This window comes from Nibribacter ruber, from assembly GCF_009913235.1.
Classification (GTDB): Bacteria; Bacteroidota; Bacteroidia; order Cytophagales; family Hymenobacteraceae; genus Nibribacter; species Nibribacter ruber.
Window position 1 is genome coordinate 3197124 of the sequence record NZ_CP047897.1, and the last position, 25488, is coordinate 3222611.

Genomic DNA, 25488 nt, shown 5'->3' on the forward strand with positions numbered 1-25488 from the left:
ACAATGTTGGCAAAAAGATACCTCCCGCAAGTTTTTAACTTGTGGGTACCATAAAGCAAGTTTTCAACTTGCGAGAATACCAAACACAGGCCCACGCAAGTTGAAAACTTGCGCCATGATTAGCTCCAAGCTGCAAGCTTGAAGCAGGGATAGGGGAAAGCGTTTTTTGGCTGATTTCCAGAAAATAAGCCAAAAACGAATTCCTGCGCTTAGCCTACGTCTGTCTAGCTTGCCCACAAGATACTTTCAGGATGACAAAAGTGGGGAGAGGAGTTTTGGAAGTATATCTAGATGACAGTAGATTCAAACATAATCAAGTAGTTCATCCAAATACAAATAACAGAAAGGCCGATGCTACAGTAGCACCGGCCTTTCTGTTTTATACAAAGCTTCGTTTTTGGCCTGTTTTTCAGAAAATAGCCTAAAAACGACCCCTAGCTTTTACCGCTTATAAATCAAAAACACCGCGGGCTGTTTGTGCAGGTCTGGGACTTTGCCTTTCCAGTTGGCGACGGTCTTGGTCTGGATGAACTCATTGGGGCCGGTGATGTTGGCGGCAATGCAGAGCTTGGTGTCCTTGCTCAGATTCTGCAACAAATCCTCAATCATCTGGCGGTTGCGGTAAGGCGTTTCCATGAAAATCTGGGTCTGGTCCTTCTGTTGCATTTCCTTCTCCAGTCCGCGCAAAGCCTGCAAGCGGTCTCGTTTTTCAATAGGCAAATAGCCATGAAACGCGAAAGACTGTCCGTTAAACCCAGACGCCATCAATCCCATCAAAATCGCCGAAGGTCCCACCAAAGGCACTACCTTAATACCATTTTGGTGCGCCAGTCGGGCCAGTTCTGCGCCAGGGTCCGCCACGCCGGGGCAACCCGCTTCAGACACTACGCCGCCGTCCTGACCCGCCAGCAAAGGCTTTAGCGCCGCTGATAGTTCTGTGTCTGAGGAGTCTTTGTCAATGACCGTAATCTGCAGTTCTTCTATGACCTGCGAGGGCGCAATGGACTTGATATAGCGGCGGGCCGTGCGGGCATTCTCCACCATGAAGTATTTCAACTGCGCAGTGACCTCGGCCACTTGGCGGCAAATGACTTCGTTGGCAGTGTCCTCGGCTAAGACCGTCGGAATTAAAAATAAGGTGCCTTTGCCGCTCATGTTAGGCGTTCAAGAATTGGTTAACAAGGACGAAGAACTCCTGCGGCTTTTCGGCGTGCAGCCAGTGGCCGGCGCCTTCAATGGTTTCTATGCGTGCCTGCGGGAATAGTTTCTGAATCTCTGCCGTGTCTTGCTCTGGCTTGATGTAGCGGGAATTTCCGCCTCTTATGAACAACGTGGGTTTGTTGAACGGCGTCTCAGAAACTACCTGGTCCAGAATGCCGGGCAGGTTGGCTTCAATGGCGTCAATGTTCAGGCGCCAGCCGAAGGTATTGTCTTCTTTGCGGTACAGGTTTTTAAGTAGGAACATGCGCGTACCCATATCGCTTTCCTTCTGCGCCAGGATAGCATCAGCGTCATTGCGGCTTTGCAAGGTGTTCAGGTCAATAGAGCGCAAGCCTTCCAAAATAGCGTCATGGTGGGGCGGATAGGCTTTGGGGGCAATGTCGGCTACTATCAGTTTGGAGAGCTTATCTGGGTGCTGAACGGCAAAGTTCATGGCCACTTTTCCGCCCATGGAATGCCCCAGGATGATGGGGTCCTGGATGTTGTGTTGTTCCACAAACTCCAGCAAATCATCGGTCATCAACTGGTAAGAAAACTCATCTGAATGCGGCGAGCGGCCGTGGTTGCGCAGGTCCAGCAGGTACACTTGGTGTGTCTCTGAGAACTGCTTGCCCAGGGTTTGCCAGTTGTCTGAGGTGCCAAAGAGACCGTGTAGAATGATGAGCGGCGAACCTTCGCCCAGGGTGCGGTAGTGTAATTCCATATGAATTGTGGGTATAGGGAAGTATCGTTTTTTGCCTGTTTTACAGAAAACAGATGAATTTCGTTTTTACAGAGTAAGCGACGCGGGGCCAAAGGGCTTTTAATTGTTCCAGGTCAATGAGCAATGAAGTGATAGTCAACTGGCTTCCGTCGGCTAGGGTAAGCGTCAAATATTTGTAAGGGCTCCAGAAGAAACTGTTGGAACTGCACTTGGTCTCCTGCACCGCGCGCACTTGGGCAGCATCTAAGTAATACCGATGGCCCGGCCGTAACAACAAGGCTACTCCGCTTTTGGCATCCAGTTCCAGCGCGCTTTCCTGCTCAAACCGCCAGTACTGAAAATGCACAAAAAGAGTGGGCAAAGAAAACAGCAACAACATTGTGCCAATCCCCGCAGCTAAGCCTTTCTCCAGCAACGTATCCGTCTGCGCTCTGGGTATCAAACTCAGAATAGAAGCGCCCAGCCATGTTCCAATGGCAGACCAGAACACCATCCCGAATTGACGTGCCGGGGCCAGGTAGTAGACTTTGCTCTTGCGCGAGAAGACCTTGAGTAGGAAGCCCGCCACGTAATGCGCCAGTACCAGAAACGCTGTTATCTTTAAAATAGTCCCTATCATACGGTGGGCGTTTTTGGGCTATTTTCCAGAAAACAGGCAAAAAACGGAAGGTTGAGCATTAGTAGTTAAGTTGGCGCAGGTACAGCTGAATGGTGTTCTCCAGCCCGAAATACAGCGCATCACACACCAAAGCATGGCCAATGGAAACCTCCTGTAAATTAGGTAGGCGCTCTTTTAAGAAACGCAGATTGTCCAGGTCCAGGTCATGGCCGGCGTTCAAACCCAGGTTGCATTGAAGGGCCACTTTAGCGGCCTCGGCGTACGGGGCCACGGCTTTCTCGCGGTCAGCCAGGTACTGAGAGGCGTAGGCCTCGGTGTAGAGTTCTATGCGGTCTGTGCCGGTCAAGGCGGCGCCTTCTACCTGTTTGGGGTCTGGGTCCACAAAGATGGAGGTCCGGATGCCTTGCTCTTTGAACTGCGCGATGATGTCTACCAGAAAGTCTTTGTGCTTGAGGGTGTCCCAGCCGGCGTTGGAGGTAATGGCGTCGGGCGCATCGGGCACCAACGTCACTTGCTCTGGCTTTACACTCAGTACTAATTGGATAAAGTCTGGCGTAGGATTGCCTTCTATGTTGAACTCGGTGGTGACGGCGGGTTTCAGGTCCAGCACGTCTTGGTAGCGGATGTGGCGTTCATCGGGGCGCGGGTGCACAGTGATGCCCTGCGCGCCAAACCGTTCACAGTCCAACGCCGTTTGAAGAACATTAGGACGGTTGCCGCCGCGGGCGTTCCGCAACGTGGCTATTTTATTTATATTTACGCTCAGTTTCGTCATGATTGTCGCGTTTGATTTGGTCAATTCCCTCATACGGAGGTGGCAAAGATAAAAACAATTTGACGGCACCCTTCAATAGATGTCTCACGCCGGTTGCCTTTGCGGTAGCCTTACAAAATTAACTATGAGTTTAAAAGCAAACGTAGAAGCAGGTATCAAGCAAGCCATGCTGGCCAAAGATAAAACCCGTCTACAAGCCCTAAGAAGCATCAAGTCCCAAATTCTTCTAGCCGAAACCGAGAAAGGCGGCGCCGATGAATTAACTCAGGATGCGGAGATGAAACTGTTGACCAAGTCGGCTAAGCAACGCCGCGATTCGGCTGAGATTTACCGTACTCAAGGCCGTCAGGATTTGGAAGAAGTGGAACTGGCAGAACTGGCCGTAATTGAGGAATTCCTTCCGAAGCAGTTGGACGAAGGAGATTTGCGTGAGCGTCTCTTGGAAATCATTCAGCGCACCGGTGCCTTGGGGCCATCAGACATGGGGAAAGTAATGGGCGTAGCCTCCAGAGAACTAGCCGGCCTAGCCGATGGCAGAGCCATTTCCAGTGCGGTGAGTGCCTTGTTAAACAATACCAACGCCTAAGCATCTATTTACTTGAGCACGTTTGACATGTTTCTGCTTCTCCCGGTGGCCTACGGTGCCATTAAGGGGTTGTGGAAAGGCTTGATTTTAGAGGTTGCCTCTCTGGCGGCCTTGGTGATTATCGTCGTCTTCGGAGTTAAGCTGGTGAGCATGGCTTCTCCTACCATCAATGAATGGCTGGGCGACAGTGCCGGTTTTTTGCCGTTTCTGCCGTACCTGCTGGTGTTCATTGCCATCGGGTTTGCCGTGCGGTTTATTGGCCTACTCTTAAAGAAGACGGTCAATCTCACGCCGCTGGGTTTGTTAGATAAAGTGGGCGGTGCATTTTTTGGAGCGCTTAAGTGGGGTTTTGCCGTGTGTCTATTGGTGTATTTTGCCAACATCGCCGGGTTAGACACTGCTTTTGCCACCGTGAAAGAGTCTACCGTATATCCGTTTTATATAGAAGCCGCGCCTAGTGCCTGGGCTTTCGTGCAATGGGTGATTCCGGTGGGCCGAGATGCCTTAGGCGCACTTTAATAATATTCCATGTTTCCGTTTTTGGCCTGTTTTCCAGAAAAGAGGCCAAAAACGGAAATTCTTTTCTCTCAGTATCTATTCTGTGCTACTGCTCCTGGACAACTTTGATTCGTTTACTTACAACCTCTATGACTATTTCAAACAAATAGGCGTGGAGGTAGAAGTGCGGCGCAATAATGTGTCTCTAGAGGAAATACAAGCCTTGCCCCTGGAAGGAATTGTGCTGTCGCCGGGACCGGGTACGCCTGAAAAAGCCGGGGTAATGCCTGCCGTCATTGACTACTACCATGATAAATTACCTATGCTGGGCATTTGCCTCGGGCACCAGGCATTGGGACAGTTCTTTGGTGGTCAGGTGGTCAAGGCACTCAAGCCCATGCATGGTAAAATCTCAGAGATTACCTGCGTGCCAGACCCGTTGTTTGCCAATATGCCCCAGAAGGTACAGGTAGTGCGCTATCATTCATTGGTGGTGACAGAAGCCCCGGCTTCATTAATTGCTTTGGCGGAAACCGCAGAAGGGGAGTTGATGGCGTTTAAGCATAACCAATTGCCGCTCTATGCGTTGCAGTTTCACCCAGAGGCGGCTTTAACTACTCATGGGCTCACTATGCTTAAAAATTGGGTAGATATTGTTAATATTACAACCCACTAGAAGTTTTTAGTAAAGATTACCACAACCGATTCTCTACACATGGACCTGGAAATTAAGAAGGAAGGCGGGTTTGAATTCATAGACGAGGGCGAAGGCCAAGTGCTGATTCTGTTACACGGGCTCTTCGGGGCGCTCAGTAATTGGCAGGGGGTGGTGTCGCATTTCAGGAAGAATTACCGGGTAGTCATCCCCATGATGCCTCTTTATACCATGCCATTGCCACAGGCAAGCGTACCGGGTCTGGTAGAGTTTGTAGAGGAGTTTGTAGCGTTCAAAAATCTTTCAGAATTAACCCTGCTCGGTAACTCATTGGGTGGACACGTGGCGCTAGAGTATGCCATTAAAAATCCAAGCTATGTAAAGCGCCTGGTCTTAACGGGTAGCTCTGGTTTGTTTGAAGACTCCATGGGTGGTTCTTTCCCTAAGCGTGGCAATTATGAATTTGTGAAAGAGCGGGTGGAGTATACCTTCTATTCCCCAGAGACGGCTACCAAGGAACTGGTGGACGAAGTTTTTGACATCACCAACAGCAATCCCAAGGTCTTGCGCATCATCTCCATTGCTAAATCTGCGCAGCGCAACAACATGGCAAAGGATTTAGTCAAAATCACGGCGCCTACTTTATTAATCTGGGGGTTGAATGACACCATCACGCCGCCTATTGTGGCGCATGAGTTCAACAGGCTCATCCAAAACTCAGAATTGCACTTCATAGATCATTGCTGCCACGCGCCCATGATGGAACATCCAGACGCCTTTAACAGTATCTTAGATAGATTTCTGCTAAAGACCGCCTCTCTATGATTGCCGAAGAATTGATAAATCAAATGGTGCCGCCGCTAAAACTCTCTGACTCAGGAGAGAAGGCGGTGAAGTGGATGGAAGAGTTCCGTCTAAACCAATTGCCAGTCGTCAAAAACCGGAAATACCTGGGCCTGGTCACTGAAGATGATGTGCTGGAAGCCAAAAATACGGACCTGGCTCTGGAGCAGATTTCTTTTGATTTTGAGCACGTGCATGTGCAGCAGAACCAGCACTTTTACAGCGTTATGGAACTGGCCATTAAAAACAAAGTACAGGTAGTGCCGGTTCTGGATGAATTGCAGGAGTATCTGGGTGTTATTACGGTAAATGACACTATTGCCGCCTTCGGGCAGATGTCTGCCATGCAAGGCCAGGGCGGTATTCTGGTCCTGACCATGGCCGAGCGGGATTACTCCCTTTCAGAAATAAGCCGTCTGGTAGAATCCAACAACGCTAAGATTTTAAGCGCCTACGTGTCTCCAGATGAGGTGGATATCTTTCAGATAAAGCTTACCTTGAAGATTAATACCGTAGACCTTTCCCGTATTGTAGCCACCCTGGAGCGGTTTGGTTACAGAATCACTGCCCAGTTTCAAGACGGTGGCAAGACAGATGAAGACCAGGACAGATTAGATATGCTCATGCGCTATCTAAATGTATAGGTCTCTGACTCTGCTGTTCTACCAAACGGCATCCTTATAGCTGCAGGCCCTATGAAAATAGCAATTGTTGGAAAACCCGTGAAGGAGGAGGTGTTGCCTTATGTCAAAGCTCTCTTTGACAACTTGTTGCAGCGGGGTATCACAGTGACCGTTTCAGAGAGTTTCGCTGAGCTATTAGCCCCTAGTCTGACCTTGCCCTCTCAGATAGAATTCTTTAACCGACAGACTAGCCTCCGCGAAGTTTCTTACATGCTCAGCCTGGGCGGTGATGGCACCTTATTGGATGCGGTCACCTATGTGGGGCCGTTGCAGATTCCCATCCTGGGCATTAACATGGGACGGTTGGGGTTTTTAGCCTCAGTTCCGTATGCCCAGTTAGAAGCCGCCATTGACACGCTCTTAAAAGGACACTATACTTTTGACGAACGCTCGCTCATTCACTTAGACAGTGACCAAGAGGTGTTTGACGGCATCAACTTCGGGTTAAATGAATTCTCCATCTTAAAGCGCGATACGTCCTCTATGATTGCGGTGCATACGTACATAGACGGGGAGTACTTGAACTCTTATTGGGCAGACGGATTGATTGTGGCTACGCCAACGGGTTCTACGGGCTATTCTTTGAGTTGCGGAGGGCCGGTAATGATGCCGCAGACAAACAATTTTGTCATCTCTCCCGTATGCCCTCATAATTTGAACGTCCGCCCACTGGTGGTGTCAGACAGAAGTGTGATCTCTTTTGAAATAGAAGGGAGGAGCACCCGGTATTTGGTGTCTTTAGATTCCAGATCACGGCCTGTAGACGCTACCATCCAACTGGCAATACGGCGGGAGGACTTTAATGCGCGCTTAGTGAAGCTCAACCAGGTGAATTTTTTAACCACGTTGCGTACTAAGATGCATTGGGGCTTAGATCAACGAAATGGCTAACAACCATTTATTTATACATTATAATTTGTGTATATAGCTGATCTTAATTTAAAATAAAATGATAAATTTGCCTGTTGGAGTGCAAGTGAAATTCCTTTAATGTGAATCCAGCAAATTGATTGACGGCATGAAAAACGTATTCTCAGTATTTTTAATTGTAATAACTCTTAGTATTGCGTTTTCGCAGGATGCAGAGGCCCAGCGCTTTAGGATCAGAAACAGATATAATTCTGTGAGTGTGAGCTTAAACGCCATGAACTACTTCGGGGATGTGACGCCAGAGGCAGACTTCACTAGTTTGCGCCTGAAATCAACCCGTCCCAGCTTAGCGATCAGCTATACCAGAAGATTTTACCCAAGACTTTCTGCCAGGGCTTCCTTCAGCTGGGGACGTATTACCGGCGATGACGCCAAAAGTGCCTCGCCAGATGAAGATGAGAATGCGCCAAGATTCAAGCGTAACCTCAGCTTTAGAAATGATATCAAAGAATTGAGCGTGGTAGGTATTGTAGACCTTTTTGAAAACCGCCGCTCTTATTTACGCCGTCCTGACTTCACTCCTTATGTCTTTGCCGGGGTAGCCGTTTTCCATCATAACCCCAAAGCGTATTATGATGGCGGGAATGCTACTTTTCCAAACGTAGCCTCTGGATGGTATGAATTGCAACCTCTAGGTACAGAAGGCCAATATTCTGATGCAGATGGCTACCCAGATCCATATTCCAGAATTCAGTTCTCGGTTCCTTTCGGGATTGGTGCCAGATACAGAATTGACAAACGCTGGGACATTGCCTTAGAGATTGGCTGGAGAAAAACCTTCACTGATTATCTGGATGACGTAAGTGGTACTTATGCCAACAAAACTGATTTGAAAAATGATGAGGCAAGGCTTTTCTCAGACAGAAGTGCTGAAAGTGGACAGCCAGGCGTAGTAAATACAGGTGGTTATCCACACATCAATGGGTACGGTATGAAAGGCGACCAGCGCGGCGATATCACTGATGATGACTGGTACATTACTACTGGCGTTACCTTAAGTTATATTTTAAGGCCAACAAGAAAAGGACCTAAATTCCGTTAATAGAGAGAATCCAACCTTTACTAAATGAGAATACAGATCTTACGGACACTCCTTATTTGCCTTTGGGTCCAAATAGGGAGTGTTTTTTTTATGGGCGCTTCTGCGCAGAACCAGGAGAGAAGTACCAATGAGATTGGTATAGGGGTTGGAGGTATTTCTTATAAAGGGGATGTGTCGCCTAGGTACAGGTTGTTGAGTAACCGGCCCGCTATCACCTTGTTCTACAAGAAAGACGTATCCAGAGCCTTGGTTCTGCGGGGCAGTCTTCTGGCGGGCAAGGTGAAAGCAAAGGATGAACATTATGAAAGCCTGCCTCTTTCAGATTACAGAAAAGCAGAGGTGGCCACTAGCTTGATTGAACTGGCAGTAGGGATAGACTATAATTTCCTGGACTATTATGATTTCAGGAGAAATGTGCGCTGGACTCCTTATTTCACCTTAGGAGTGGCAGGGCTCGCCTATAATAATAAAACCATCGCCAAGAACCCTGCCATCATCTACCCAGAGAACGGTGGGAACAATGAGCCCTACAGAACGGCCTTCACCATGGCCGTGCCCATTGGGGTAGGTGCCAAGTATGCCCTTACGCACCGGTTGAACCTGGGCGTTGAGTTTGGGGCACGCTTTCTATTGACGGACCGGTTTGACAACCTTACCAATCAGAATGAGAAAGTGATGAACCCGTATGACAGTGACTGGTATTTTTACAACGGCGTTTATCTCTCCTATACCTTCTATAAAATCAATTGTCCTTTATTTTAAAAGAAATCAATGCCTTAATTACAAGGTATAGTGGAAGAGGTATGTCTAATATTGTCAAGCTTTTCCTAAATTGCATTGAAATTTCTTTTTAATGAGCCTGAAGGAAAAGATAGATCTAGGCAATTTGCCCCAACACATTGCCGTTATCATGGACGGAAACGGGCGGTGGGCGAAGAAAAAAGGCAACCTCCGGATCTTTGGCCACCAGAACGCAATCACCGCTGTTAGGGAAACAGTAGAGGCATCTGCTGAGTTAGGAGTGCAATACCTGACGCTGTATGCCTTTTCTACGGAGAACTGGTCACGGCCTAAGCAAGAGGTAGACGCCTTGATGCAACTGCTGGTAAGCACCATTAGCAAAGAGACGGCCACGCTGAACAAGAACAACATTCGGCTACAGGCTATAGGAGACTTGGCTTCGCTGCCCGCGTCTTGTAGAAAGCAGTTGGAAGAAGCCATGGCCAAGACAAGCAAGAATACCAGAATGACTTTGGTACTGGCGCTGAGTTACAGTGGCCGTTGGGACATCACCAATGCCGTTCAGCGGGTGGCAGAGGCCGTAAAGGCTGGTGAACTAGCCCCAGAAGCTATTACAGAGCAAACCATTGGAAAATATTTAGCCACCGCTGGCATGCCAGACCCAGGTCTGCTTATTAGAACTAGCGGCGAGCAGAGAATCAGTAACTTCCTGCTTTGGCAGTTAGCCTATACAGAGTTGTATATTACAGAGCTGTTATGGCCAGATTTCAGGAAAGAGCATCTATATGAAGCCATACTTGCTTACCAGCAGCGGGAGCGCCGGTTTGGTAAGACAAGTGAACAATTACAAAAAGCACATTCTTAATGAGTAAGTATTTTTGGCTGTTATGCCTATTAGTAATGTCTAATGCGGCATCAGCGCAGGTAAGGCTTGGCGTTGGCAGAAGCACACCACAACAATCCCCTTCTACGTTAGACTACAGCAATCCAAAGAGATACGTCATTGGCGGAATCACCGTTAGCGGCGCTAAGTTTCTGGACCCCAATACGCTCATCTCCTTAACCGGGCTAGACGTAGGGGACGAGATCACGGTGCCTGGCGAGGATATTGGGTTTGCCATTCAAAAGTTGTGGGACCAAGGTATCTTGGGTGGGGTAGATGTGCGCGCCACCAACATTGAAGGCAACAAGATTTACCTAGACTTCTTTTTAACAGAACGCCCGCGTTTGTCAAGGTTTGAGTTTAGCGGCGCCAGCAAGTCGCAGGCCGAAGACCTGACAGAACAGATTTCCCTGAGCAAAGGACGTGTGGTGACTGACGCGTTGCTCAACTCCACCCGTACGGCAGTAGAGAAATTCTACCAGGAGAAGGGCTATTTAAATGCCCAGGCCACCATTAAGCAAAGCCCAGACTCTGTTATCGCTAATAGCGTTGCCCTAGATATTCAAATCAACAAAGGGGAGAAAGTGCGCATTGGCGAGCTCATCATTGAAGGTAATGAGGCCATCAAGGACAGCAAGCTGAAGAAGAAGCTTAAGAACACCAAAGAGAAGAAATTTTACAAGTTGTTCACTGGCGGTAAATTTCAGCAGGCTGAGTTTGAAGAAGACAAAAAAGCCCTGATTGATTACTATAATACGCAAGGGTACCGTGATGCCACCATTGTGTCTGACTCTATCTACAAGATCAGCGATGACAGGATTGGCATTAAAATAGTGGTTGATGAAGGAAATAAGTATTTCTACCGGAACATCACTTGGTCTGGCAACTACCTGTACGATGACGCCTTCCTTTCCAGAGTATTAGGTCTGCAGAAAGGAGACGTGTACAACAAAGAGGAACTGGACAAGCGCCTGAACTACAACCCGAATGAAACAGACGTAACCTCCCTTTACATGGATGACGGTTACCTGTTCTTCCAGATTGAGCCAGTAGAAGTAGCCGTAGAAGGCGACTCTATTGACATTGAAATGCGGTTGAGCGAAGGTTCTCAGGCCAAAATCAACTCAATTGCCGTTTCTGGGAATACCAAGACCAGTGACCACGTAATCCTAAGAGAATTACGGACCCTGCCGGGACAGAACTTCAGCCGTGCGGCGTTGATTAGATCGCAGCGCGAAATTGCCGCCCTTGGGTATTTTGACCCAGAGAAGATTGGCATGAACCCAATCCCTAATCCGGCAAACGGAACGGTAGACATCCAGTACTCCGTAGAGGAGCGGCCCAATGACCAGATTACCCTTTCTGGAGGTTGGGGTGGTGGCCTTGGTGCGGTGGGTACCGTTGGCTTGGTGTTGAACAACTTCTCTTTGCGCAAAGCTGGCAACCTCAAGCACTGGAGACCGGTGCCGTCTGGTGACGGGCAGCGTCTGGCCTTGAACATTCAGGCTAACGGCAAGCGCTACCAGTCCTACTCTCTGTCATTCACAGAGCCATGGTTGGGAGGTCGTAGACCAAACTCATTGACGGTGAGCTTAAGCAAGTCTATTCAACGGTTCTCTGAGTATGATGAGTTCAACCAGTTGCGTGACGCCTATATTGACATCAACGGAGTATCTGTAAACCTGGGTCGTAGATTGAGATGGCCAGATGATTACTTTACATTGAGTAACTCTGTGTCTTTCTATCGCTATAACATGAGCAACGGGGCCTCTATCTTTAGAGGCTATCCAGAGGCAGATAGTATTAAGGACGCTAATAACTTCTCCTTTATTACGGCCTTCTCTAGAAATAGCATTGACAACCCAACTTTTACAAGATCTGGTGCTGCGCTTAGCCTAACAGCCACACTAACACCACCTTACTCCTTGTTTAAGGGCAGAACCAACTCCTTCCAGTGGATTGAATTCCATAAATGGATGCTGGATGCGTCTTGGTTCCATAATTTGGCAGGGAATTTGGTATTGAATACAAGAGCACACTTCGGTTTCATTGGCACCTACAGTTCAAAAGGAACTATTGGGCCGTTTGAAAGATTTAAACTAGGGGGAGCAGGCTTAGGCGGTGGCTCTTACATTGTAGCTACAGACTATGTTGGTCTACGTGGATACGAAGATGAGAGCATCACGCCATTATCTGCCAACGGAGCAGTGTCTGCGGGCGGTGTGGCGTTCAACAAGTACGTGGCTGAACTGCGCTACCTGGTTTCGCCAAACCCAGCAGCAACGGTGTATGTATTGGGCTTTGCCGAGGCCGGAAATAACTTCCCTAGCCTCCGGACATATGATCCATTCAAATTGTATCGTTCTGTAGGGGTAGGAGCCAGGGTGTTCATGGCAGCCTTCGGGTTGCTGGGCTTTGACTATGGTTGGGGCTTAGACACGGTGCCAGGTTTGCCAAACGCCAACGGTGGTCAGTTCCACTTCATGATTGGGCAGCAGATACGGTAAGTAAAAGAAAAAAGACAGCATGAGAAGAACGCTTGGATTCCTATTGGTCGTTACTTTGTTCCTGTGGAGCAGTCAGTCTTCCTATGCCCAGCGGTTCGGCTATATTGATTCTGAGTTTATCTTGCAGAAGATGCCCGCCTACTCTAATGCCCAGGCTGAAGTAGAAAAACTTTCAGCGGCCTGGCAGAAGGAGATAGAAAACATGCGGGCCGAGGTAGAGAAGCTGCGCAAGGTCTATCAAGCCGAGGAGATTCTGCTCACGCCCGAGATGAAGACCAAGCGCCTGGACGAGATTGCCCGGAAGGAAAACGAGGTGAGAGAGTACCAGCGCAAGATGTTCGGGTTTGAAGGAAGCCTGTTCAAGAAACGCGAGGAGATGATCAGACCAGCCCAGGACCAGCTGTTTGAAGCCCTGGAAAAGGTAGTGAGGCAGAAGGGCCTCAGCTTTATGTTTGACAAGTCATCCAGAGACGTGGTCATGTTGTACACAGACCCACGCCATGATTACACAGAGTACGTGCTGGAAGAGCTGGGATTAGCCTCCAAAGAGGCAAATTCACAAGGCGCCCGACCAGCCGACGCCCTGATAGATAAACCAGAAGACATACCTCCGTTGCCTGAGGCGGCCACCGAGAAGTCTCCTGCTAAGAGCACCAAACCTGCCTCCGGCACTAAAAAGCCGCCAGTGAAAAAGAAAAACAATTAAACAAACAAAGTAACTTACAATGAACAAATTGAAATCTCTGTTGGTCGCCGCTTTTGTATGCGTGAGCATGGCTTCATTTGCACAGACGGGAACCGTTAAGATTGGTTATACCAACGCAAACTACATTATCAGCCAGTTGCCTGAGAGCCGTCAGATTGAATCTGATTTGAAAGCGCACAGCAGCCAGTTGGAGAAAGAGCTTCAGAATAAAGTTAGAGATTACCAAACCAAGCTGGAGGCCTACAACAAAGGTGCCCAGACCATGACAGACGTAATCAGAGCAGACAGAGAAAAAGAGTTGACCTCTCTGCGTTCTTCCATTGAAGAATTCCAGCGCAACGCAGACGCTTCTTTGCAGAAGAAAGAGCAGGTTGCCTTGGAGCCCGTAATGAACAAGATCCAGAAGGCGATTGATGACGTTGCCAAAGAAAACGGCTATACGCACATCTTCACCGCCGAGGCTTTGTTGTACGGCCCAGAAGACGGAAACAACTTCACGGATCTGGTATTGAAGAAACTAGGGGTAACGCCAGGTGCCAAGCCTGCCGCGCCAGCTGCTTCTTCTGCTAAGCCAGCCGTTACTCCAGCTAAGACTACCACGCCAGTTAAGAAAAAGAACTAAGCGGGCTTTATATTCACGGAAAAGCCGATGGTGACACACACCATCGGCTTTTCCGTTTTTTGCCTATTTTCACCAAAACAAGCCAAAAACGACATGATTTCCTCTTTGGACCAGGAAGATGAAACCGCCGGCAGCCTTGACTCTGACGATCTTTTTGAACACCACCGCATTGTAGTAGACAAGGGCCAGGCGCTTTTACGGGTAGACAAGTTCCTGATGGACCGCCTACCCAACGTAACCCGCAACAAGCTGCAGGAGGCCATCAAAGCGGAGTCTGTGCGGGTGAACGGGCTGGCCATCAAGTCTTCTTACAAGGTGAAGCCGCTGGACGTAATTACCATCACCCTGGCAGATCCGCCCCGTGACACAGACGTGGTACCAGAGGACATTCCCCTGAACATTGTCTTTGAGGACGAGGACCTGTTGATTGTGAACAAGCCAGCCGGCATGGTGGTGCACCCGGCATATAACAACTGGTCTGGGACGCTGGTGAATGGATTGGTGTTTTACCTGCAAAACCTGCCCACCAGCCGCAACGGCGAGATTAGACCAGGATTGGTGCATCGCATTGACAAAGACACGTCTGGGCTGCTGGTAATAGCCAAATCTGAGCTGGCCATGGCACACCTGGCCCGGCAGTTCTATGACCACTCCATTGAGCGCACGTATTACGCCTTGGTTTGGGGCGTGCCAGCCCAAGAGAAAGGCACCATTACGGGCCATATTGGGAGAAGTGCCAAAGACCGGAAAGTAATGGCCGTGTACCCAGAGGGAGACTTTGGAAAACACGCCGTGACGCATTACCAGTTACTGGAGAACTTTACCTATTGCAGCTTGCTCAAATGTAACCTAGAAACCGGACGCACGCACCAGATCAGAGCGCATATGAAGTACCTGGGGCACCCGTTGTTCAATGACGGTACCTACGGCGGAGACAAAATCATGAAAGGACAGCAGACAGGCTCTTACAAGGCGTTTGTGCAGAATACGTTTGATGCCCTCCCGCGCCAGGCCTTGCATGCCAAATCTTTAGGCTTTATTCACCCCAGAACTCATGAGTTTTTGCAGTTTGAGTCTGAACTGCCAGAAGACTTTCTGGCGGGCTTGGCCAAATGGCGCCAGTACGGCAAGATGCTTCAGGAAAGGGCTCAGTAAGAAAAGGCCGTTTTTAGCCAGTTTTCCAGAAAAGAAGCCAAAAACGAGAAATGAAAAAAGGCTGCTCTATTTCTAGAGCAGCCTTTTTTATTGAATTGGACTTAGAATTACTTTAATGCTTTCAAGCCATTAATGGCGTCTGCATTGGTTGGGTCTAAGGCTTGTGCTTCTTGCCAGTATTTAGTGGCATTGGCCTTGTCTTTCTTCTGGTAGTAGTAATAGCCAAGGTAGTTGTTGGCAATCACTAAATCCTTCTTGTATTTCTCTTTGTCACCAGCCGTAAGCTCAATGAACTTCTCATAATGCGGCTTGGCCAGTCCCTGGGTGCTTTCTGGGTCAAGGTAAGCGTTGGCACGCGCTCTCCAGAAATGACCGTACGCGTAGTTAGGGTTCTTGGTGGTGATGATCGCGTAGATGCTGTCTGCCGTCTGGAACTGGTTGTTCAATTCATGCGCCTGACCAAAATAGAACAAGTCTGTGTTGGAGGGAGGTGCTGTGCTGAACTTCGCTTTGTAAGATTCAATGGCTTTGCCATAGTCCTTTAGCTTGGTGTACTGCTTGGCTAGCAGGTCATCATATAAAGGATTTTTAGGATCTACCTGCTTGGCCTTCATGATCAACTCTACCGCCTCCTGGTTTTTGTTATTGGCAACCAAGGCGTTGGCATAGTACTCATAGTCAGAAGGAATACGCTTGGTCTCATCAAACTTGCTGAAGTAAGCGGTCATCGCCTCCAAAGCCTTCTCGTCCTGCTTGGTATCTACGTAGATGTAGCCGCGCAGACGGTTCATGGCAATGTTGTTCGGGTCTGCCTTTAGCACGTTCTCCACCTCTGCAAGAGCGGTTGGAAAATCTTTGGTCAGATACAGGATAGAAGCATACTTGGCGCGGGTCTCTGGCGTATTTTCTGCCATGGACACGTACTTCTTAATGTACTCGGCGCTTTTTGGCAGTTGGTCTGCGCGGTAATACAGTTCAGCAAACTCTAGGTAAGCCGGCGCATAGTTGGCATCTGCGGCAATGGCAGCGTCTAAGGATTCTTTAGCGGCCGTGAAGTTACGCGACTGTCCGTACAGCTGGCCTCTGCGCAGATGCGCCTTGGCAAACTTAGGATTGGCGGCAATGGCTTTGTCATAGTTAGAAAGCGCCTTGCCTCCGTCTTTGTCTTGCTTTAAGTAGGCATCGCCTAGGGCTACATACGCCGAGGCGTTTTTAGGGTCTCTTTTAACGGCTTCTTCCAACACCTTGATGGCAGGGGACAGGTCTTTGGCTTCAGCGTCTACATAGGCTTCACCAATGCTCGCCATCACACTGGCATCTTTGTTTTTAGTCATGGCCAGGGCCTTGTCAAAGAACTGCTGTGCTTCTGCGGCATTTCCTTTCTGCAAAGCGGCTTTCCCTTGTTTTACCAATGCCATGGCAGGAGAGTCCTGCAGGAGGGCGCTATATGATACGTAAGCTGAGGAAGCGCTATTTTCAAACTCACCAGAACGTTGCCCGTCTACACCATAGGCTAGGACTCCGGCAGTAGGCAGGAAAGCCACTGCTAAAACCCCATACTTTTTCCAGTTCTTAATCATTTTGTTGTGTGTGGTTAGAGTTAGTAAAGTAATATGTTGTACGCTGTTTTATTCTTCTTCTTCAGAGAAACCCACAATTCTTACCGGCATAGAGGCCGGCACCAATCCAGATTTCAATATAATGCGTTGGCCTTTGTCACCAGAAACAAATGAGGCAAAACCTGTGCCAAGTCCTGTTCTGGCTTCACGGCTTATGATAAAAACCTCTCTTCTTAAAGGATAAGTTCCTTGGGCCAGGTAGGCTTGGTAGGGTTGTATGTAATCCTCAACGGACGTAGGGTTGGTTTTAGTGCTTATGCCCACCACATTCACCTTGTCTAAAAAGTTGGTGGTGGTAGAGTCATCACGGTCACTGATCCAGTTCACGCCAATCACACCGATGGCATTCTTATTCTGGGCAATGTAGTCTACCAGGTTTCTATTAGACTTGGTGGCATAGGTATTGCCGGGCAACGGTTGCTTGAAATTAATGGAGTCAAGGATGTACCGGGCTGTGCTGGAGTTGCTGTTGTCAAATACAATGGTGATGGGGCCATTGGTGCCAGCTCCTGTCACCTGGTTCCAATTAGTGGCCTTGCCCGTGAAGATGTCCCGCACCTGCTGCATGGTAAGGGTGGTATCTGTGTTGGTTTTGTTGATGATGAGGGCAATGCCGTCTATGGCAATCTTAATGACGGTGGGGGTGATTTTTTCTCTTTCAAAGGCAGCTTTCTCTTCTTTGTTTAAAGGACGGGTAGCCACCGCCAGCCGTATGCTGTCTTGCAGAAGCGCCTGCATTACCTGGCCCTCCGGGGCATATTGGGCATTGATCTTGGCGTATTTGTACAGACCCATAAAGGTGTCTACGTGAGATTCCAGAATGGGCGCGAACGACTCGTCAACGCCAATCTTTATTTCGCCCGTGGTGGGAGTGTCTGTGGGGGAGGAGCTGTTCTGATGGCAGGAAAAGAACAGAACGCTACAAGCAAGCATGCTCAAGCGGGTGACAAGACTATTCAACTTCTTCATCTCTTCTGTTTTTCTTATAATACTGCTGGTAGCTGCGCACAAATCTAATTAAACCATACAAAAAGAGCATTCCCCCTATAATGTATTTATAATTCTGAGGCAAGCTCATTTGGCCTGAGCTGGAGAATATCACATACAAGCCCACGGCTATGTATACCAGGGCCATGAACATGGAGGCATATTTCATGGCAGAAGACGTTTTGCTGCGCTCTGGTCTGGTGGGTCTCTGGTAGTTGTTCATGGGTATGTATACGTTTGGGACGGGTTAAACAACAACAAGCCATGGCCTGTCTGGGTTAAAAAAGAACTCCGGAAACAAACTGGGCCGTGGCTTAGTTTATTTCCGGAGTTGGGTGTAAGCCTTTCAGCGTTGCCGCTGAGTGATTATTTGATGGAGATACGGTAAGGGATGGTGTATTTCACAGACACCTTACGACCGTTCTGCTCACCTGGATTCCATTTTGGCATGCTCTTCACAACGCGAACAGCTTCCTCATCCAATCCATAACCAAGCTTTTTCAGGATTTGCACATCAGATACTTCACCTGTTGGGCCTACCACAATAGAGAGTACTACGGTTCCTTCAACTCCTGCGCGCAAAGCGGCAGACGGAACGCGGTAGTTTTTCTGAAGGTATTTGTACATGGCTTCTTGTCCGCCAGGGAATTCAGGCATCTTTTCTACCGCTACATATACTTTGTTTTCAAAAACCTCTTCTACCGGGCCGGTTCCTTCTTCAATACCCTCCAAGGTGGGCGGTGCATTAGGATCTCCCTTTACGGTTTCAGTACCAGCGTCAACTTCTTTCAGTTGCTCTACGTCCGGAATCTCTTCCTGGCGTACTTCTTCGTCACGTTTTACAACCGGAGGCGTGAACTTTACAGTTGAACGCACGGGCGGTGGCGGTGGCGGCGCATCTGGTGGTGGGGGCGGTGGCGGAACCACTTTCTCCACAGATGGTGGGGCCTCTAAGTCTACCACCGTAATCTTAGGTGGAGCTTTTACGGTCTCAGTATCACCAAAAAGCATTTTTCTAATCACCGGCGCACCTAGCGCTATCACAAACAGAATAATTGCAATGACAATGGCTCTGTTAATGTGAGAGTTGTAAATCTTACGAAGGCGGTATGCTCCATACTCTTTGTTACGGCCTTCAAAGACCATATCATCCAGTGTGGCGGTAGCTAAATATTTACTATTATCCATTATCTACCTCCTTTTTCTGTAAGTAAAGTGGCGTCTGCGTTGTCCATAGGCACAATTGCATACTTCTTGGTATTGGTGATGGTCATCTCATCCAAGACATCCACCACGTTCTTATACGTAGAAGTTTCATCTGGCTTAATTAGAACTACCAGGTCTTTGTTGCCCTGCGTTGATTCTAATACTGCCTTACGGATTCCGTTTTTAGACCAATCTGATTCTATCAGGTCTACTTTTGCCGAGCCATCATTCAAGCCTTTGTAGTAGAAAACCTTATCATTATCACCCAAAAGGATGGTGAATGCATTAGAGGCTTTTAACTGAAGCTGCTCATCAGGATTTTTAGGCTTAACCGGCATGTTGATCTCCATCGTCTGCGGCTTCGCAAGCGTGGTGGTCATCACGAAGAACGTTAGCAAAAGAAAGCCCAAGTCCACCATTGGTGTCATGTCAATACGAGTTGACATTTTCTTGGCCCGTTTCTTACCGCCTTCGTCTCCGCCTTTCTGTTGTATTTCTGCCATGTCGTTAACTAAGGTTACAAGGTCGGTCTGGTTTCCATGTCGGTTACCAGGTTAAACCGGTTAATCTTTTTCTCTTGCAAGATCTCAATCACGCGTCCTACGGCTGGGTAGTCAGAAGAACCGTCACCCTTCACGGCTACAATAGCCTTGGGGTTAGAGTATCTGGTCTGCATGATCCAGTCGCCAAGTTCGTTTCTAAGAGAGTCTGTAGGGATGCCGGGCTGTCTTACCTTCTTCTGCTCCTCAGGAGTCATGTTCAGGAAAGATTTTAAGCTGGCAACTGGTACACCAAAACTGGCACTTCTAGAGAATAACTCTTTCTCTTCTTCAGTAAAGGCAATACCGTACTTCTCTCCCATTTTGTCAATGAGTTTACGTCGGGTGGTGGTTCCGTCTACGTTAAAAAACACACGTCCTTCTTTCCCAACAGAGATGGTGATCAAGTTGGCGTCTGGAAGTTTGATTTCAGATACGGATGACGGGGTGTCCACTACCAGCACTTCTTCTGGTGCGAACTTCGAAATAAGCATGAAGAACGTTACCAGAAGGAATGCCAAGTCCACCATGGGCGTCATGTCCAGGGATGGAGAGGTTCTATGTACTTTTACTTTAGGCATTTTTTCCTTCTATTAACTTAAAAGCTAATTACGCTCTTGTTTCACCGTGCTGAGCGGCATAGGTCTGAATGATGCTGAAAGAAGCCTCATCAATGCTGTACGTCAACTCATCAATTTTGCTGGTGAAGTAGTTGTAGGCAACGATAGCGATGGTAGAACCAGTAATACCAAGAGCCGTGTTGATCAAGGCCTCAGAGATACCGTTTGCCAGCTGTGTTGCATCTGGGGCTCCACCTGCCGTTGCAAGGGCCGCGAACGCTTTAATCATACCCAATACTGTACCAATCAAACCTACCAGAGTAGAGATAGAGGCGATAGTAGAGATGATTACCAGGTTTTTCTCCAGCATTGGCAACTCAAGAGCAGTAGTCTCTTCAATTTCCTTCTGGATAGCCAAGATACGCTGATCCTTGGTCATGGAAGTGTCTGTGTGCATCTCTTGGTACTTCAAAAGACCGGCTTTCACCACGTTGGCTACAGAACCTTTCTGCTGATCGCAAAGGGCAATGGCACCGTTGATGTCATTCACGTTCAATTTCTGACGTACGCTGCGTACAAATTGCTCAAGACCTTTAGAACCTTTTGCTTTAGAGATTGTCAAGAAACGCTCAATAGCAAACGCAACCACTAGAATAACGATTGAGATCAGGATAGGAACGATGAAACCACCTTTGTAAACCTGGCCTAAGTAATTACCTGGCAGTGGGTGATTGGCATTGTCTCCGCCTTCAAAGTTAGCAGGGTTACCAAGAATGAACATATAAATCAAGATAGCAGCGATAATTGCAACTGGAATCACGATGCTGGCGAACATTGAGCCTGCTTTGCCGTCTTTTTTCTGTACTGGAGTTGGTTTTGCAGTTGCAGGTGCACTCTTTTTTTCCATTGTGTCTAAGAATTTAGGTTTAGTTGTTTTGTGTTACTCTGTGAGTTTTGTTTAAAAATTTGTTGTTACTGAAAACGCTCATGAACGCTATTGCCGTTTGTTTGTTTCGCTTGACCGAAACATTAGTCACCACATCATGAGCAACATAAATACAAGCCTAGGGATTTTAATGCAAATAATCAAATATAGTAGTAAAAAACATTAGTTCTTTACCGGTATACTCTAAGATTATTGCAATTGGGTTTTGTGAAAGTTAGAGATGCTTGGCCTGGTTCCAGTAAACTTCCATCTGTTCAAGGCTGAGCTCATGAATCTTCTTCCCTTCCTGCCGGGCACCTGCCTCAATATGCTGAAAACGTTTTATAAACTTTAGGTTTGTCTTCTCCAGTGCCTCTTCTGGGTTTAGGTCTAGAAAGCGGGCATAGTTGATCAAAGAAAATAAAACGTCTCCTAACTCATCTGTGGCTTTAGACGCCTGGTCTGCTGTAAAGGAAGGGGATTCCACCTCGGCCTTGAACTCAGCCAGTTCCTCCTCTACCTTTTCCCAAACCTGACTGGGCGTATCCCAGTCAAAACCAACCCCGCGGGCCTTCTCCTGTATGCGCATGGCTTTCACCAGTGACGGCAACGAGGAAGGAACGCCGGCTAAAACTGATTTATTGCCTTCCTTTAGCTTAAGGGTCTCCCAGTTCTTTTTCACCTGCTCTTCTGTGGTGGCCTCTGTGTCTCCGTAAATATGCGGGTGCCTGAACACCAGTTTGTCACACTGCGCGTGCAATACCTGGGCCAGGTCAAAGGCTCCTTTCTCAGAGGCAATCTTGGCGTAAAAGACCAAGTGCAGCATCACATCACCCAGTTCCTTCTTAATCTCAGGCAGGTCTTCTTTTAAGATGGCGTCTGAGAGTTCATAAGTCTCTTCAATGGTGAGGTGGCGCAAAGACTCCATGGTCTGCTTCTGGTCCCAGGGACATTTCTCCCGCAGGTCATCTAAGATGTCCAACAGCCTGTTAAAAGCATCAAGCTGTGCCTGGCGGGCGGCAGTTACTGGTCTCAGCTGGTTTTCCATGGCCTAAAGATACATACTAAGTCAATTGTTTAACCAAGGACGGCGGCTATAATCTTTTCTAGTAACAATATTTTAACACAACCTAGCGTCTCTTAGACACAGGTGGCAAGGGAGCGTTAGCTGGAGTCCAGCCGGGCTGTGGGATGATGGGATGTTTTCATACGTAAAACGGTTAGTGGAACTACTTTTGCCTATAAGATGCAGCCGCTGGTCAGTTTCCATAAAAAGATTTTTAATTTTTTTTCAGCCTTGGCCACGCAAGATAACTGGCATGTGAAAAATTGCGGTGAATACCCGTTTTTAGGCACTTTTCTGGGAAACAGGCCAAAAACGGTCAGCTTTATTCTCCTGAAAAAAATTGATTTAAGGATAAGAGGCTTGAACCATTGGCAAGGGGCTGCGGTATGGTTTAACGGGAGTTGAGGCCATTGCGGGGCGAAGGTAGCAGCCCCGTAGCAGAGGTTATATTCTTAAGTAAAGAGGACTGATGGACGGCGAGGCCGTCAATTTTTCAAATATTAGGCAAGGTTTTGCTACTTTTGTGGGATAAAATTGAAGAACACGTGGCATTAATAAAATCTATTTCAGGAATAAGAGGTACCATTGGCGGAGAAGTAGGCGAGGCCCTTACACCATTAGACGTAGTGAAATTTGCGGCCGCTTTTGGCACGTGGGTACTACAGACCACCAATAACAACAACATTGTCATAGGCCGCGATGCCCGTCTCTCCGGAGACATGGTCAACCGGCTGGTAGTGGCTACCTTGCAGGGCTTGGGCATCAATGTCATTGACCTGGGCTTGTCTACCACGCCAACCGTAGAAATGGCCGTGCCTGCTAAAAAAGCAGGTGGCGGCATCATCTTAACAGCCAGCCACAACCCCAAGCAGTGGAACGCGCTCAAGCTTTTGAACCAGCACGGCGAATTCATCGATGACCAGGAAGGAAAACTGGTGTTGGAGCTAGCAGAGAAAGAGTCGTTTCAATTTGCCGAGGTGACCAAGCTGGGCAAGTACACCCAGAGTGACAAATTCCTTAAAAAGCACATCAAGGCCATCACTGATCTGCCCTTGGTAGACGTAGAGGCCATCAAAGCCGCTAACTTTAAAGTGGTGGTAGACGCAGTGAACTCCTGCGGAGGCTTTGCCGTGCCAATGCTCTTAGAGGCCTTGGGCGTGACCCAGATAGAGAAACTGTACTGCGATCCAGACGGCAATTTCCCGCACAACCCAGAGCCTCTGCCAGAGAACCTAGGCGAAATCTCCCGCATGATGGAGAAGGGCAAGTTTGACTTGGGCATAGTAGTAGATCCAGACGTAGACCGTTTGGCCTTGGTAAACGAGGATGGCAGCATGTTCGGTGAAGAGTATACCCTGGTAGCCGTGTCTGACTATGTGTTGCAAAACACGCCTGGCAATACCGTGTCTAACCTGTCTTCTACCCGCGCCCTGCGTGACGTGACGGAGAAAGCCGGCGGTACCTACTTTGCCTCTGCCGTGGGCGAGGTGAACGTAGTGAATATGATGAAAGCCCAGAACGCGGTTATTGGTGGCGAAGGCAACGGAGGCATCATTTACCCAGAACTGCACTACGGCCGTGACGCCTTGGTGGGCATTGCCTTGTTTTTGACGCATTTGGCTAAGTCTGGCTTGAGCATCTCTAGACTAAGAGCTAAGTATCCTAACTATTATATCTCCAAAAACAAGATTGAGTTAACGCCAGACATTGACGTAGACGCGGTGTTGGCCAAAGTGCAGAAGCAGTACGCCAAGCAACCCATCAACACCATTGACGGCGTTAAGATTGAGTTTGACAAAGAGTGGGTGCACCTGCGCAAGTCCAACACAGAGCCCATCATCAGAATCTACGCCGAGTCTGACTCGCTTTCCACGGCAGACCATCTTGCCAACAAAATCATTGGTGACATCAAAGAAATCATCTCTGAATAAATACTAAGCAAAGGGCCGCATTGGTTGGAAAGAACTATTGCGGCCTTTTTTCCATTACACCCTATATCTTGCATTTGTATGCACCCTTCTACTTGTTTCACCTGTTGCTGTTGCCTTAATTAAGACCTATCACCATGCGAGTTTACCTGGACAATGCGGCTACCACGCCCTTAGACAAAGAAGTTTTTGACACCATGGCTCCCTTCATGCTGGAGCATTACGGAAATCCTTCCTCCATTCACTCGCACGGCAGGCAGGTGCGCGCCGCCATTGAAGGCGCCCGCAAAACAGTAGCCGGTTTGCTCAACACGTCGCCCGCAGAGATTTTCTTCACGTCTGGCGGAACCGAGGCAGACAACGCGGCCATTATCTGCACCATTCGCAGTTTGGGTATTCAGCATGCCATCACGTCTCCTTTAGAGCACCATGCGGTGTTGCACTCCTTTGAGTCTCTGGAGAAGCGCGGCGAAGTACAGGTGACCATGCTGCGCGTAGATGAGAAAGGCACCCTGGACCTGGCCCATCTGGAAGAGATTCTTGCCAGCCAGCCCCGCACCTTTGTCTCTGTCATGCACGCCAACAATGAAATAGGGAACCTGAATGACATCCAGACCATTGCCGACATCTGCAAGAAGTATGACGCCGTGCTGCACTCAGACACGGTGCAGACCATGGGCCACTACCAGCATGACGTCCAAACTCTAGGATTAAACTTTCTGGTAGGCTCAGCGCATAAGTTCCACGGGCCAAAAGGCGTAGGCTTCATTTATGTAGACTCGGCTATTAAAATCCATCCCTTGATCCAGGGTGGGTCACAGGAGCGCAACATGCGCGGCGGTACAGAGAACGTGTACGGCATCATTGGCCTGGCCAAGGCCCTGGAGATCGCCTATAGAGACATGGACGAGCATCACCGCCACATCCAGAGCTTAAAAGACCGCATGATTTCTAAACTGCGCGAGCAGATAGAGGACGTGCAGTTCAACGGCCTTTCTGCAGAAGCTGACAAGAGCTTGTACACCGTTCTGAATGTTAGCCTGCCAGCCTCAGAGATGAACGAGATGCTGCTGTTCAACCTGGACATCAACAAAATCTCTGCCTCGGGCGGAAGCGCCTGCACCAGCGGCGTAGACCTGGGTTCACACGTGCTTCGCGGCATGAACGCAGACATGAACCGTGGTAACGTGCGCTTCTCGTTCAGCAAATACAACACTGCAGAAGAGATTGACTACACCGTGGCCACGCTGGCCAAACTCTATCAGAAGGAAACGGTGTAAACCAAGACCCAAATATCCTCAAAAGCCCCACCTCAAACGTGGGGCTTTTCGTTTTTAGGCTATTTTCGCCAAAACAAGCCAAAAACGATCTACAACGCCCCAGGATGCTTTTGATAAGAAAAGAACAATTTTAAGCGTTAGAATAATGGCCTTTTCTTGCGTTGTGCTTGTAAAAATGCAACCTTACCATAAGTGCGGGTTGTTGTGTT

General features: G+C 48.4%; 27 protein-coding genes. 15 read left to right on the top strand and 12 right to left on the bottom strand.

What is annotated here, in order from left to right; translation table 11 throughout:
- Positions 1-441: 441 nt before the first annotated feature.
- Genes GU926_RS13450 through GU926_RS13465 form a run of 4 tightly spaced genes read right to left on the bottom strand, consistent with a single transcriptional unit; the run spans position 442 to position 3318 of the window.
- Entirely contained in the window at positions 442-1155 is a 714-nt protein-coding gene (locus tag GU926_RS13450) for an SAM-dependent methyltransferase (RefSeq protein WP_160692730.1), read from the bottom strand.
- Position 1156: 1 nt separating this feature from the next.
- Positions 1157-1924: an alpha/beta fold hydrolase gene (locus tag GU926_RS13455; protein ID WP_160692732.1), complete on the bottom strand. Its 768-nt coding sequence runs from the start codon at positions 1922-1924 to the stop codon at positions 1157-1159.
- Positions 1925-1964: 40 nt separating this feature from the next.
- A complete protein-coding gene (locus GU926_RS13460; RefSeq protein ID WP_160692734.1) occupies positions 1965-2543 on the bottom strand; it encodes a hypothetical protein in 579 nt (192 codons plus the stop codon).
- A gap of 58 nt (positions 2544-2601) precedes the next feature.
- The gene (locus GU926_RS13465; protein WP_160692736.1) at positions 2602-3318 is read right to left on the bottom strand and encodes a pyridoxine 5'-phosphate synthase; all 717 of its coding nucleotides are present in this window, start codon (positions 3316-3318) and stop codon (positions 2602-2604) included.
- A 124-nt stretch (positions 3319-3442) separates the two neighbouring features.
- Here GU926_RS13465 and GU926_RS13470 point away from each other — a divergent pair, with 124 nt between their 5' ends.
- The 13 genes from GU926_RS13470 (at position 3443) to GU926_RS13530 (ending at position 15169) form a co-directional block, all read left to right on the top strand.
- Positions 3443-3904, top strand: a complete 462-nt coding sequence (locus GU926_RS13470; RefSeq protein ID WP_160692738.1) for a GatB/YqeY domain-containing protein — start codon at positions 3443-3445, stop codon at positions 3902-3904.
- 27 nt (positions 3905-3931) lie between these two features.
- Complete coding sequence (locus GU926_RS13475) at positions 3932-4423, top strand: CvpA family protein (RefSeq protein WP_160692740.1); 492 nt, start codon at positions 3932-3934, stop codon at positions 4421-4423.
- An 82-nt stretch (positions 4424-4505) separates the two neighbouring features.
- Positions 4506-5078 carry an anthranilate synthase component II gene (locus tag GU926_RS13480; protein ID WP_160692742.1) on the top strand — a complete coding sequence of 191 codons (573 nt, stop codon included), beginning with the start codon at positions 4506-4508 and terminating at the stop codon, positions 5076-5078.
- Between the two features lie 39 nt (positions 5079-5117).
- Positions 5118-5882, top strand: a complete 765-nt coding sequence (locus GU926_RS13485) for an alpha/beta fold hydrolase (protein ID WP_160692744.1) — start codon at positions 5118-5120, stop codon at positions 5880-5882.
- Positions 5879-6544 carry a CBS domain-containing protein gene (locus tag GU926_RS13490; RefSeq protein ID WP_160692746.1) on the top strand — a complete coding sequence of 222 codons (666 nt, stop codon included), beginning with the start codon at positions 5879-5881 and terminating at the stop codon, positions 6542-6544. The genes GU926_RS13485 and GU926_RS13490 overlap by 4 nt, the downstream gene beginning before the upstream one ends.
- A gap of 51 nt (positions 6545-6595) precedes the next feature.
- Positions 6596-7474, top strand: a complete 879-nt coding sequence (locus GU926_RS13495) for an NAD kinase (protein ID WP_160692748.1) — start codon at positions 6596-6598, stop codon at positions 7472-7474.
- Positions 7475-7601: 127 nt separating this feature from the next.
- Entirely contained in the window at positions 7602-8555 is a 954-nt protein-coding gene (locus GU926_RS13500; RefSeq protein ID WP_160692750.1) for a DUF6089 family protein, read from the top strand.
- A gap of 90 nt (positions 8556-8645) precedes the next feature.
- The gene (porG, locus tag GU926_RS13505; protein WP_160692752.1) at positions 8646-9317 is read left to right on the top strand and encodes a type IX secretion system protein PorG; all 672 of its coding nucleotides are present in this window, start codon (positions 8646-8648) and stop codon (positions 9315-9317) included.
- A 91-nt stretch (positions 9318-9408) separates the two neighbouring features.
- On the top strand, positions 9409-10161 hold the full coding sequence (locus tag GU926_RS13510) for an isoprenyl transferase (protein WP_160692754.1): 753 nt from the start codon (positions 9409-9411) through the stop codon (positions 10159-10161).
- Positions 10161-12686 (top strand): outer membrane protein assembly factor BamA, encoded by a 2526-nt coding sequence (gene bamA / locus GU926_RS13515; RefSeq protein ID WP_160692756.1) that lies wholly within the window; start codon positions 10161-10163, stop codon positions 12684-12686. The genes GU926_RS13510 and bamA overlap by 1 nt, the downstream gene beginning before the upstream one ends.
- A gap of 19 nt (positions 12687-12705) precedes the next feature.
- Positions 12706-13392: an OmpH family outer membrane protein gene (locus GU926_RS13520; protein WP_160692758.1), complete on the top strand. Its 687-nt coding sequence runs from the start codon at positions 12706-12708 to the stop codon at positions 13390-13392.
- A 67-nt stretch (positions 13393-13459) separates the two neighbouring features.
- Positions 13460-14014 carry an OmpH family outer membrane protein gene (locus tag GU926_RS13525; RefSeq protein ID WP_232058330.1) on the top strand — a complete coding sequence of 185 codons (555 nt, stop codon included), beginning with the start codon at positions 13460-13462 and terminating at the stop codon, positions 14012-14014.
- Between the two features lie 93 nt (positions 14015-14107).
- Positions 14108-15169 (top strand): RluA family pseudouridine synthase, encoded by a 1062-nt coding sequence (locus tag GU926_RS13530; RefSeq protein ID WP_160692762.1) that lies wholly within the window; start codon positions 14108-14110, stop codon positions 15167-15169.
- A gap of 107 nt (positions 15170-15276) precedes the next feature.
- On the opposite strand, the gene GU926_RS13535 is transcribed toward GU926_RS13530, so the two are convergent.
- The 8 genes from GU926_RS13535 to mazG all read right to left on the bottom strand — a co-directional run bounded on the left by GU926_RS13535 (position 15277) and on the right by mazG (position 22053).
- Positions 15277-16749 (bottom strand): tetratricopeptide repeat protein, encoded by a 1473-nt coding sequence (locus GU926_RS13535; protein ID WP_160692764.1) that lies wholly within the window; start codon positions 16747-16749, stop codon positions 15277-15279.
- Positions 16750-16797: 48 nt separating this feature from the next.
- Positions 16798-17757 (bottom strand): PstS family phosphate ABC transporter substrate-binding protein, encoded by a 960-nt coding sequence (locus GU926_RS13540; protein ID WP_232058331.1) that lies wholly within the window; start codon positions 17755-17757, stop codon positions 16798-16800.
- Positions 17741-17998: a hypothetical protein gene (locus GU926_RS13545; RefSeq protein ID WP_160692766.1), complete on the bottom strand. Its 258-nt coding sequence runs from the start codon at positions 17996-17998 to the stop codon at positions 17741-17743. The genes GU926_RS13540 and GU926_RS13545 overlap by 17 nt, the downstream gene beginning before the upstream one ends.
- 143 nt (positions 17999-18141) lie before the next feature.
- A complete protein-coding gene (locus GU926_RS13550) occupies positions 18142-18963 on the bottom strand; it encodes an energy transducer TonB (RefSeq protein WP_160692768.1) in 822 nt (273 codons plus the stop codon).
- Positions 18963-19484, bottom strand: coding sequence for an ExbD/TolR family protein (locus GU926_RS13555; protein ID WP_160692770.1), 522 nt, complete (start codon positions 19482-19484; stop codon positions 18963-18965). The genes GU926_RS13550 and GU926_RS13555 overlap by 1 nt, the downstream gene beginning before the upstream one ends.
- A gap of 14 nt (positions 19485-19498) precedes the next feature.
- Positions 19499-20101 carry an ExbD/TolR family protein gene (locus tag GU926_RS13560; protein WP_160692772.1) on the bottom strand — a complete coding sequence of 201 codons (603 nt, stop codon included), beginning with the start codon at positions 20099-20101 and terminating at the stop codon, positions 19499-19501.
- 28 nt (positions 20102-20129) lie between these two features.
- Complete coding sequence (locus GU926_RS13565) at positions 20130-20987, bottom strand: MotA/TolQ/ExbB proton channel family protein (protein WP_160692774.1); 858 nt, start codon at positions 20985-20987, stop codon at positions 20130-20132.
- A gap of 253 nt (positions 20988-21240) precedes the next feature.
- Entirely contained in the window at positions 21241-22053 is an 813-nt protein-coding gene (gene mazG / locus GU926_RS13570) for a nucleoside triphosphate pyrophosphohydrolase (protein ID WP_160692776.1), read from the bottom strand.
- Between the two features lie 563 nt (positions 22054-22616).
- Between mazG and glmM the strand changes: the two genes are divergently transcribed.
- Both glmM and GU926_RS13580 read left to right on the top strand, forming a co-directional pair.
- Positions 22617-24002 carry a phosphoglucosamine mutase gene (gene glmM, locus GU926_RS13575; RefSeq protein WP_160692778.1) on the top strand — a complete coding sequence of 462 codons (1386 nt, stop codon included), beginning with the start codon at positions 22617-22619 and terminating at the stop codon, positions 24000-24002.
- A 134-nt stretch (positions 24003-24136) separates the two neighbouring features.
- Positions 24137-25279 carry a cysteine desulfurase family protein gene (locus tag GU926_RS13580; protein ID WP_160692780.1) on the top strand — a complete coding sequence of 381 codons (1143 nt, stop codon included), beginning with the start codon at positions 24137-24139 and terminating at the stop codon, positions 25277-25279.
- Positions 25280-25488 lie beyond the last annotated feature (209 nt).

What these genes read in the sequence shown, in the direction of transcription:
- GU926_RS13475 (WP_160692740.1), top strand. Translation starts at nt 3,932, where the DNA reads ATGTTTCTGCTTCTCCCGGTGGCCTACGGTGCCATTAAGGGGTTGTGG.
- GU926_RS13510 (WP_160692754.1), top strand. Translation starts at nt 9,409, where the DNA reads ATGAGCCTGAAGGAAAAGATAGATCTAGGCAATTTGCCCCAACACATT.
- GU926_RS13545 (WP_160692766.1), bottom strand. Translation starts at nt 17,998, where the DNA reads ATGAACAACTACCAGAGACCCACCAGACCAGAGCGCAGCAAAACGTCT.
- GU926_RS13465 (WP_160692736.1), bottom strand. Translation starts at nt 3,318, where the DNA reads ATGACGAAACTGAGCGTAAATATAAATAAAATAGCCACGTTGCGGAAC.
- GU926_RS13500 (WP_160692750.1), top strand. Translation starts at nt 7,602, where the DNA reads ATGAAAAACGTATTCTCAGTATTTTTAATTGTAATAACTCTTAGTATT.
- GU926_RS13495 (WP_160692748.1), top strand. Translation starts at nt 6,596, where the DNA reads ATGAAAATAGCAATTGTTGGAAAACCCGTGAAGGAGGAGGTGTTGCCT.
- GU926_RS13535 (WP_160692764.1), bottom strand. Translation starts at nt 16,749, where the DNA reads ATGATTAAGAACTGGAAAAAGTATGGGGTTTTAGCAGTGGCTTTCCTG.
- GU926_RS13555 (WP_160692770.1), bottom strand. Translation starts at nt 19,484, where the DNA reads ATGGCAGAAATACAACAGAAAGGCGGAGACGAAGGCGGTAAGAAACGG.
- GU926_RS13550 (WP_160692768.1), bottom strand. Translation starts at nt 18,963, where the DNA reads ATGGATAATAGTAAATATTTAGCTACCGCCACACTGGATGATATGGTC.
- GU926_RS13460 (WP_160692734.1), bottom strand. Translation starts at nt 2,543, where the DNA reads ATGATAGGGACTATTTTAAAGATAACAGCGTTTCTGGTACTGGCGCAT.
- GU926_RS13565 (WP_160692774.1), bottom strand. Translation starts at nt 20,987, where the DNA reads ATGGAAAAAAAGAGTGCACCTGCAACTGCAAAACCAACTCCAGTACAG.
- GU926_RS13485 (WP_160692744.1), top strand. Translation starts at nt 5,118, where the DNA reads ATGGACCTGGAAATTAAGAAGGAAGGCGGGTTTGAATTCATAGACGAG.
- GU926_RS13540 (WP_232058331.1), bottom strand. Translation starts at nt 17,757, where the DNA reads ATGAAGAAGTTGAATAGTCTTGTCACCCGCTTGAGCATGCTTGCTTGT.
- GU926_RS13455 (WP_160692732.1), bottom strand. Translation starts at nt 1,924, where the DNA reads ATGGAATTACACTACCGCACCCTGGGCGAAGGTTCGCCGCTCATCATT.
- GU926_RS13530 (WP_160692762.1), top strand. Translation starts at nt 14,108, where the DNA reads ATGATTTCCTCTTTGGACCAGGAAGATGAAACCGCCGGCAGCCTTGAC.
- GU926_RS13580 (WP_160692780.1), top strand. Translation starts at nt 24,137, where the DNA reads ATGCGAGTTTACCTGGACAATGCGGCTACCACGCCCTTAGACAAAGAA.
- GU926_RS13525 (WP_232058330.1), top strand. Translation starts at nt 13,460, where the DNA reads ATGGCTTCATTTGCACAGACGGGAACCGTTAAGATTGGTTATACCAAC.
- porG (WP_160692752.1), top strand. Translation starts at nt 8,646, where the DNA reads ATGGGCGCTTCTGCGCAGAACCAGGAGAGAAGTACCAATGAGATTGGT.
- GU926_RS13450 (WP_160692730.1), bottom strand. Translation starts at nt 1,155, where the DNA reads ATGAGCGGCAAAGGCACCTTATTTTTAATTCCGACGGTCTTAGCCGAG.
- bamA (WP_160692756.1), top strand. Translation starts at nt 10,161, where the DNA reads ATGAGTAAGTATTTTTGGCTGTTATGCCTATTAGTAATGTCTAATGCG.
- mazG (WP_160692776.1), bottom strand. Translation starts at nt 22,053, where the DNA reads ATGGAAAACCAGCTGAGACCAGTAACTGCCGCCCGCCAGGCACAGCTT.
- GU926_RS13520 (WP_160692758.1), top strand. Translation starts at nt 12,706, where the DNA reads ATGAGAAGAACGCTTGGATTCCTATTGGTCGTTACTTTGTTCCTGTGG.
- GU926_RS13470 (WP_160692738.1), top strand. Translation starts at nt 3,443, where the DNA reads ATGAGTTTAAAAGCAAACGTAGAAGCAGGTATCAAGCAAGCCATGCTG.
- GU926_RS13560 (WP_160692772.1), bottom strand. Translation starts at nt 20,101, where the DNA reads ATGCCTAAAGTAAAAGTACATAGAACCTCTCCATCCCTGGACATGACG.
- GU926_RS13490 (WP_160692746.1), top strand. Translation starts at nt 5,879, where the DNA reads ATGATTGCCGAAGAATTGATAAATCAAATGGTGCCGCCGCTAAAACTC.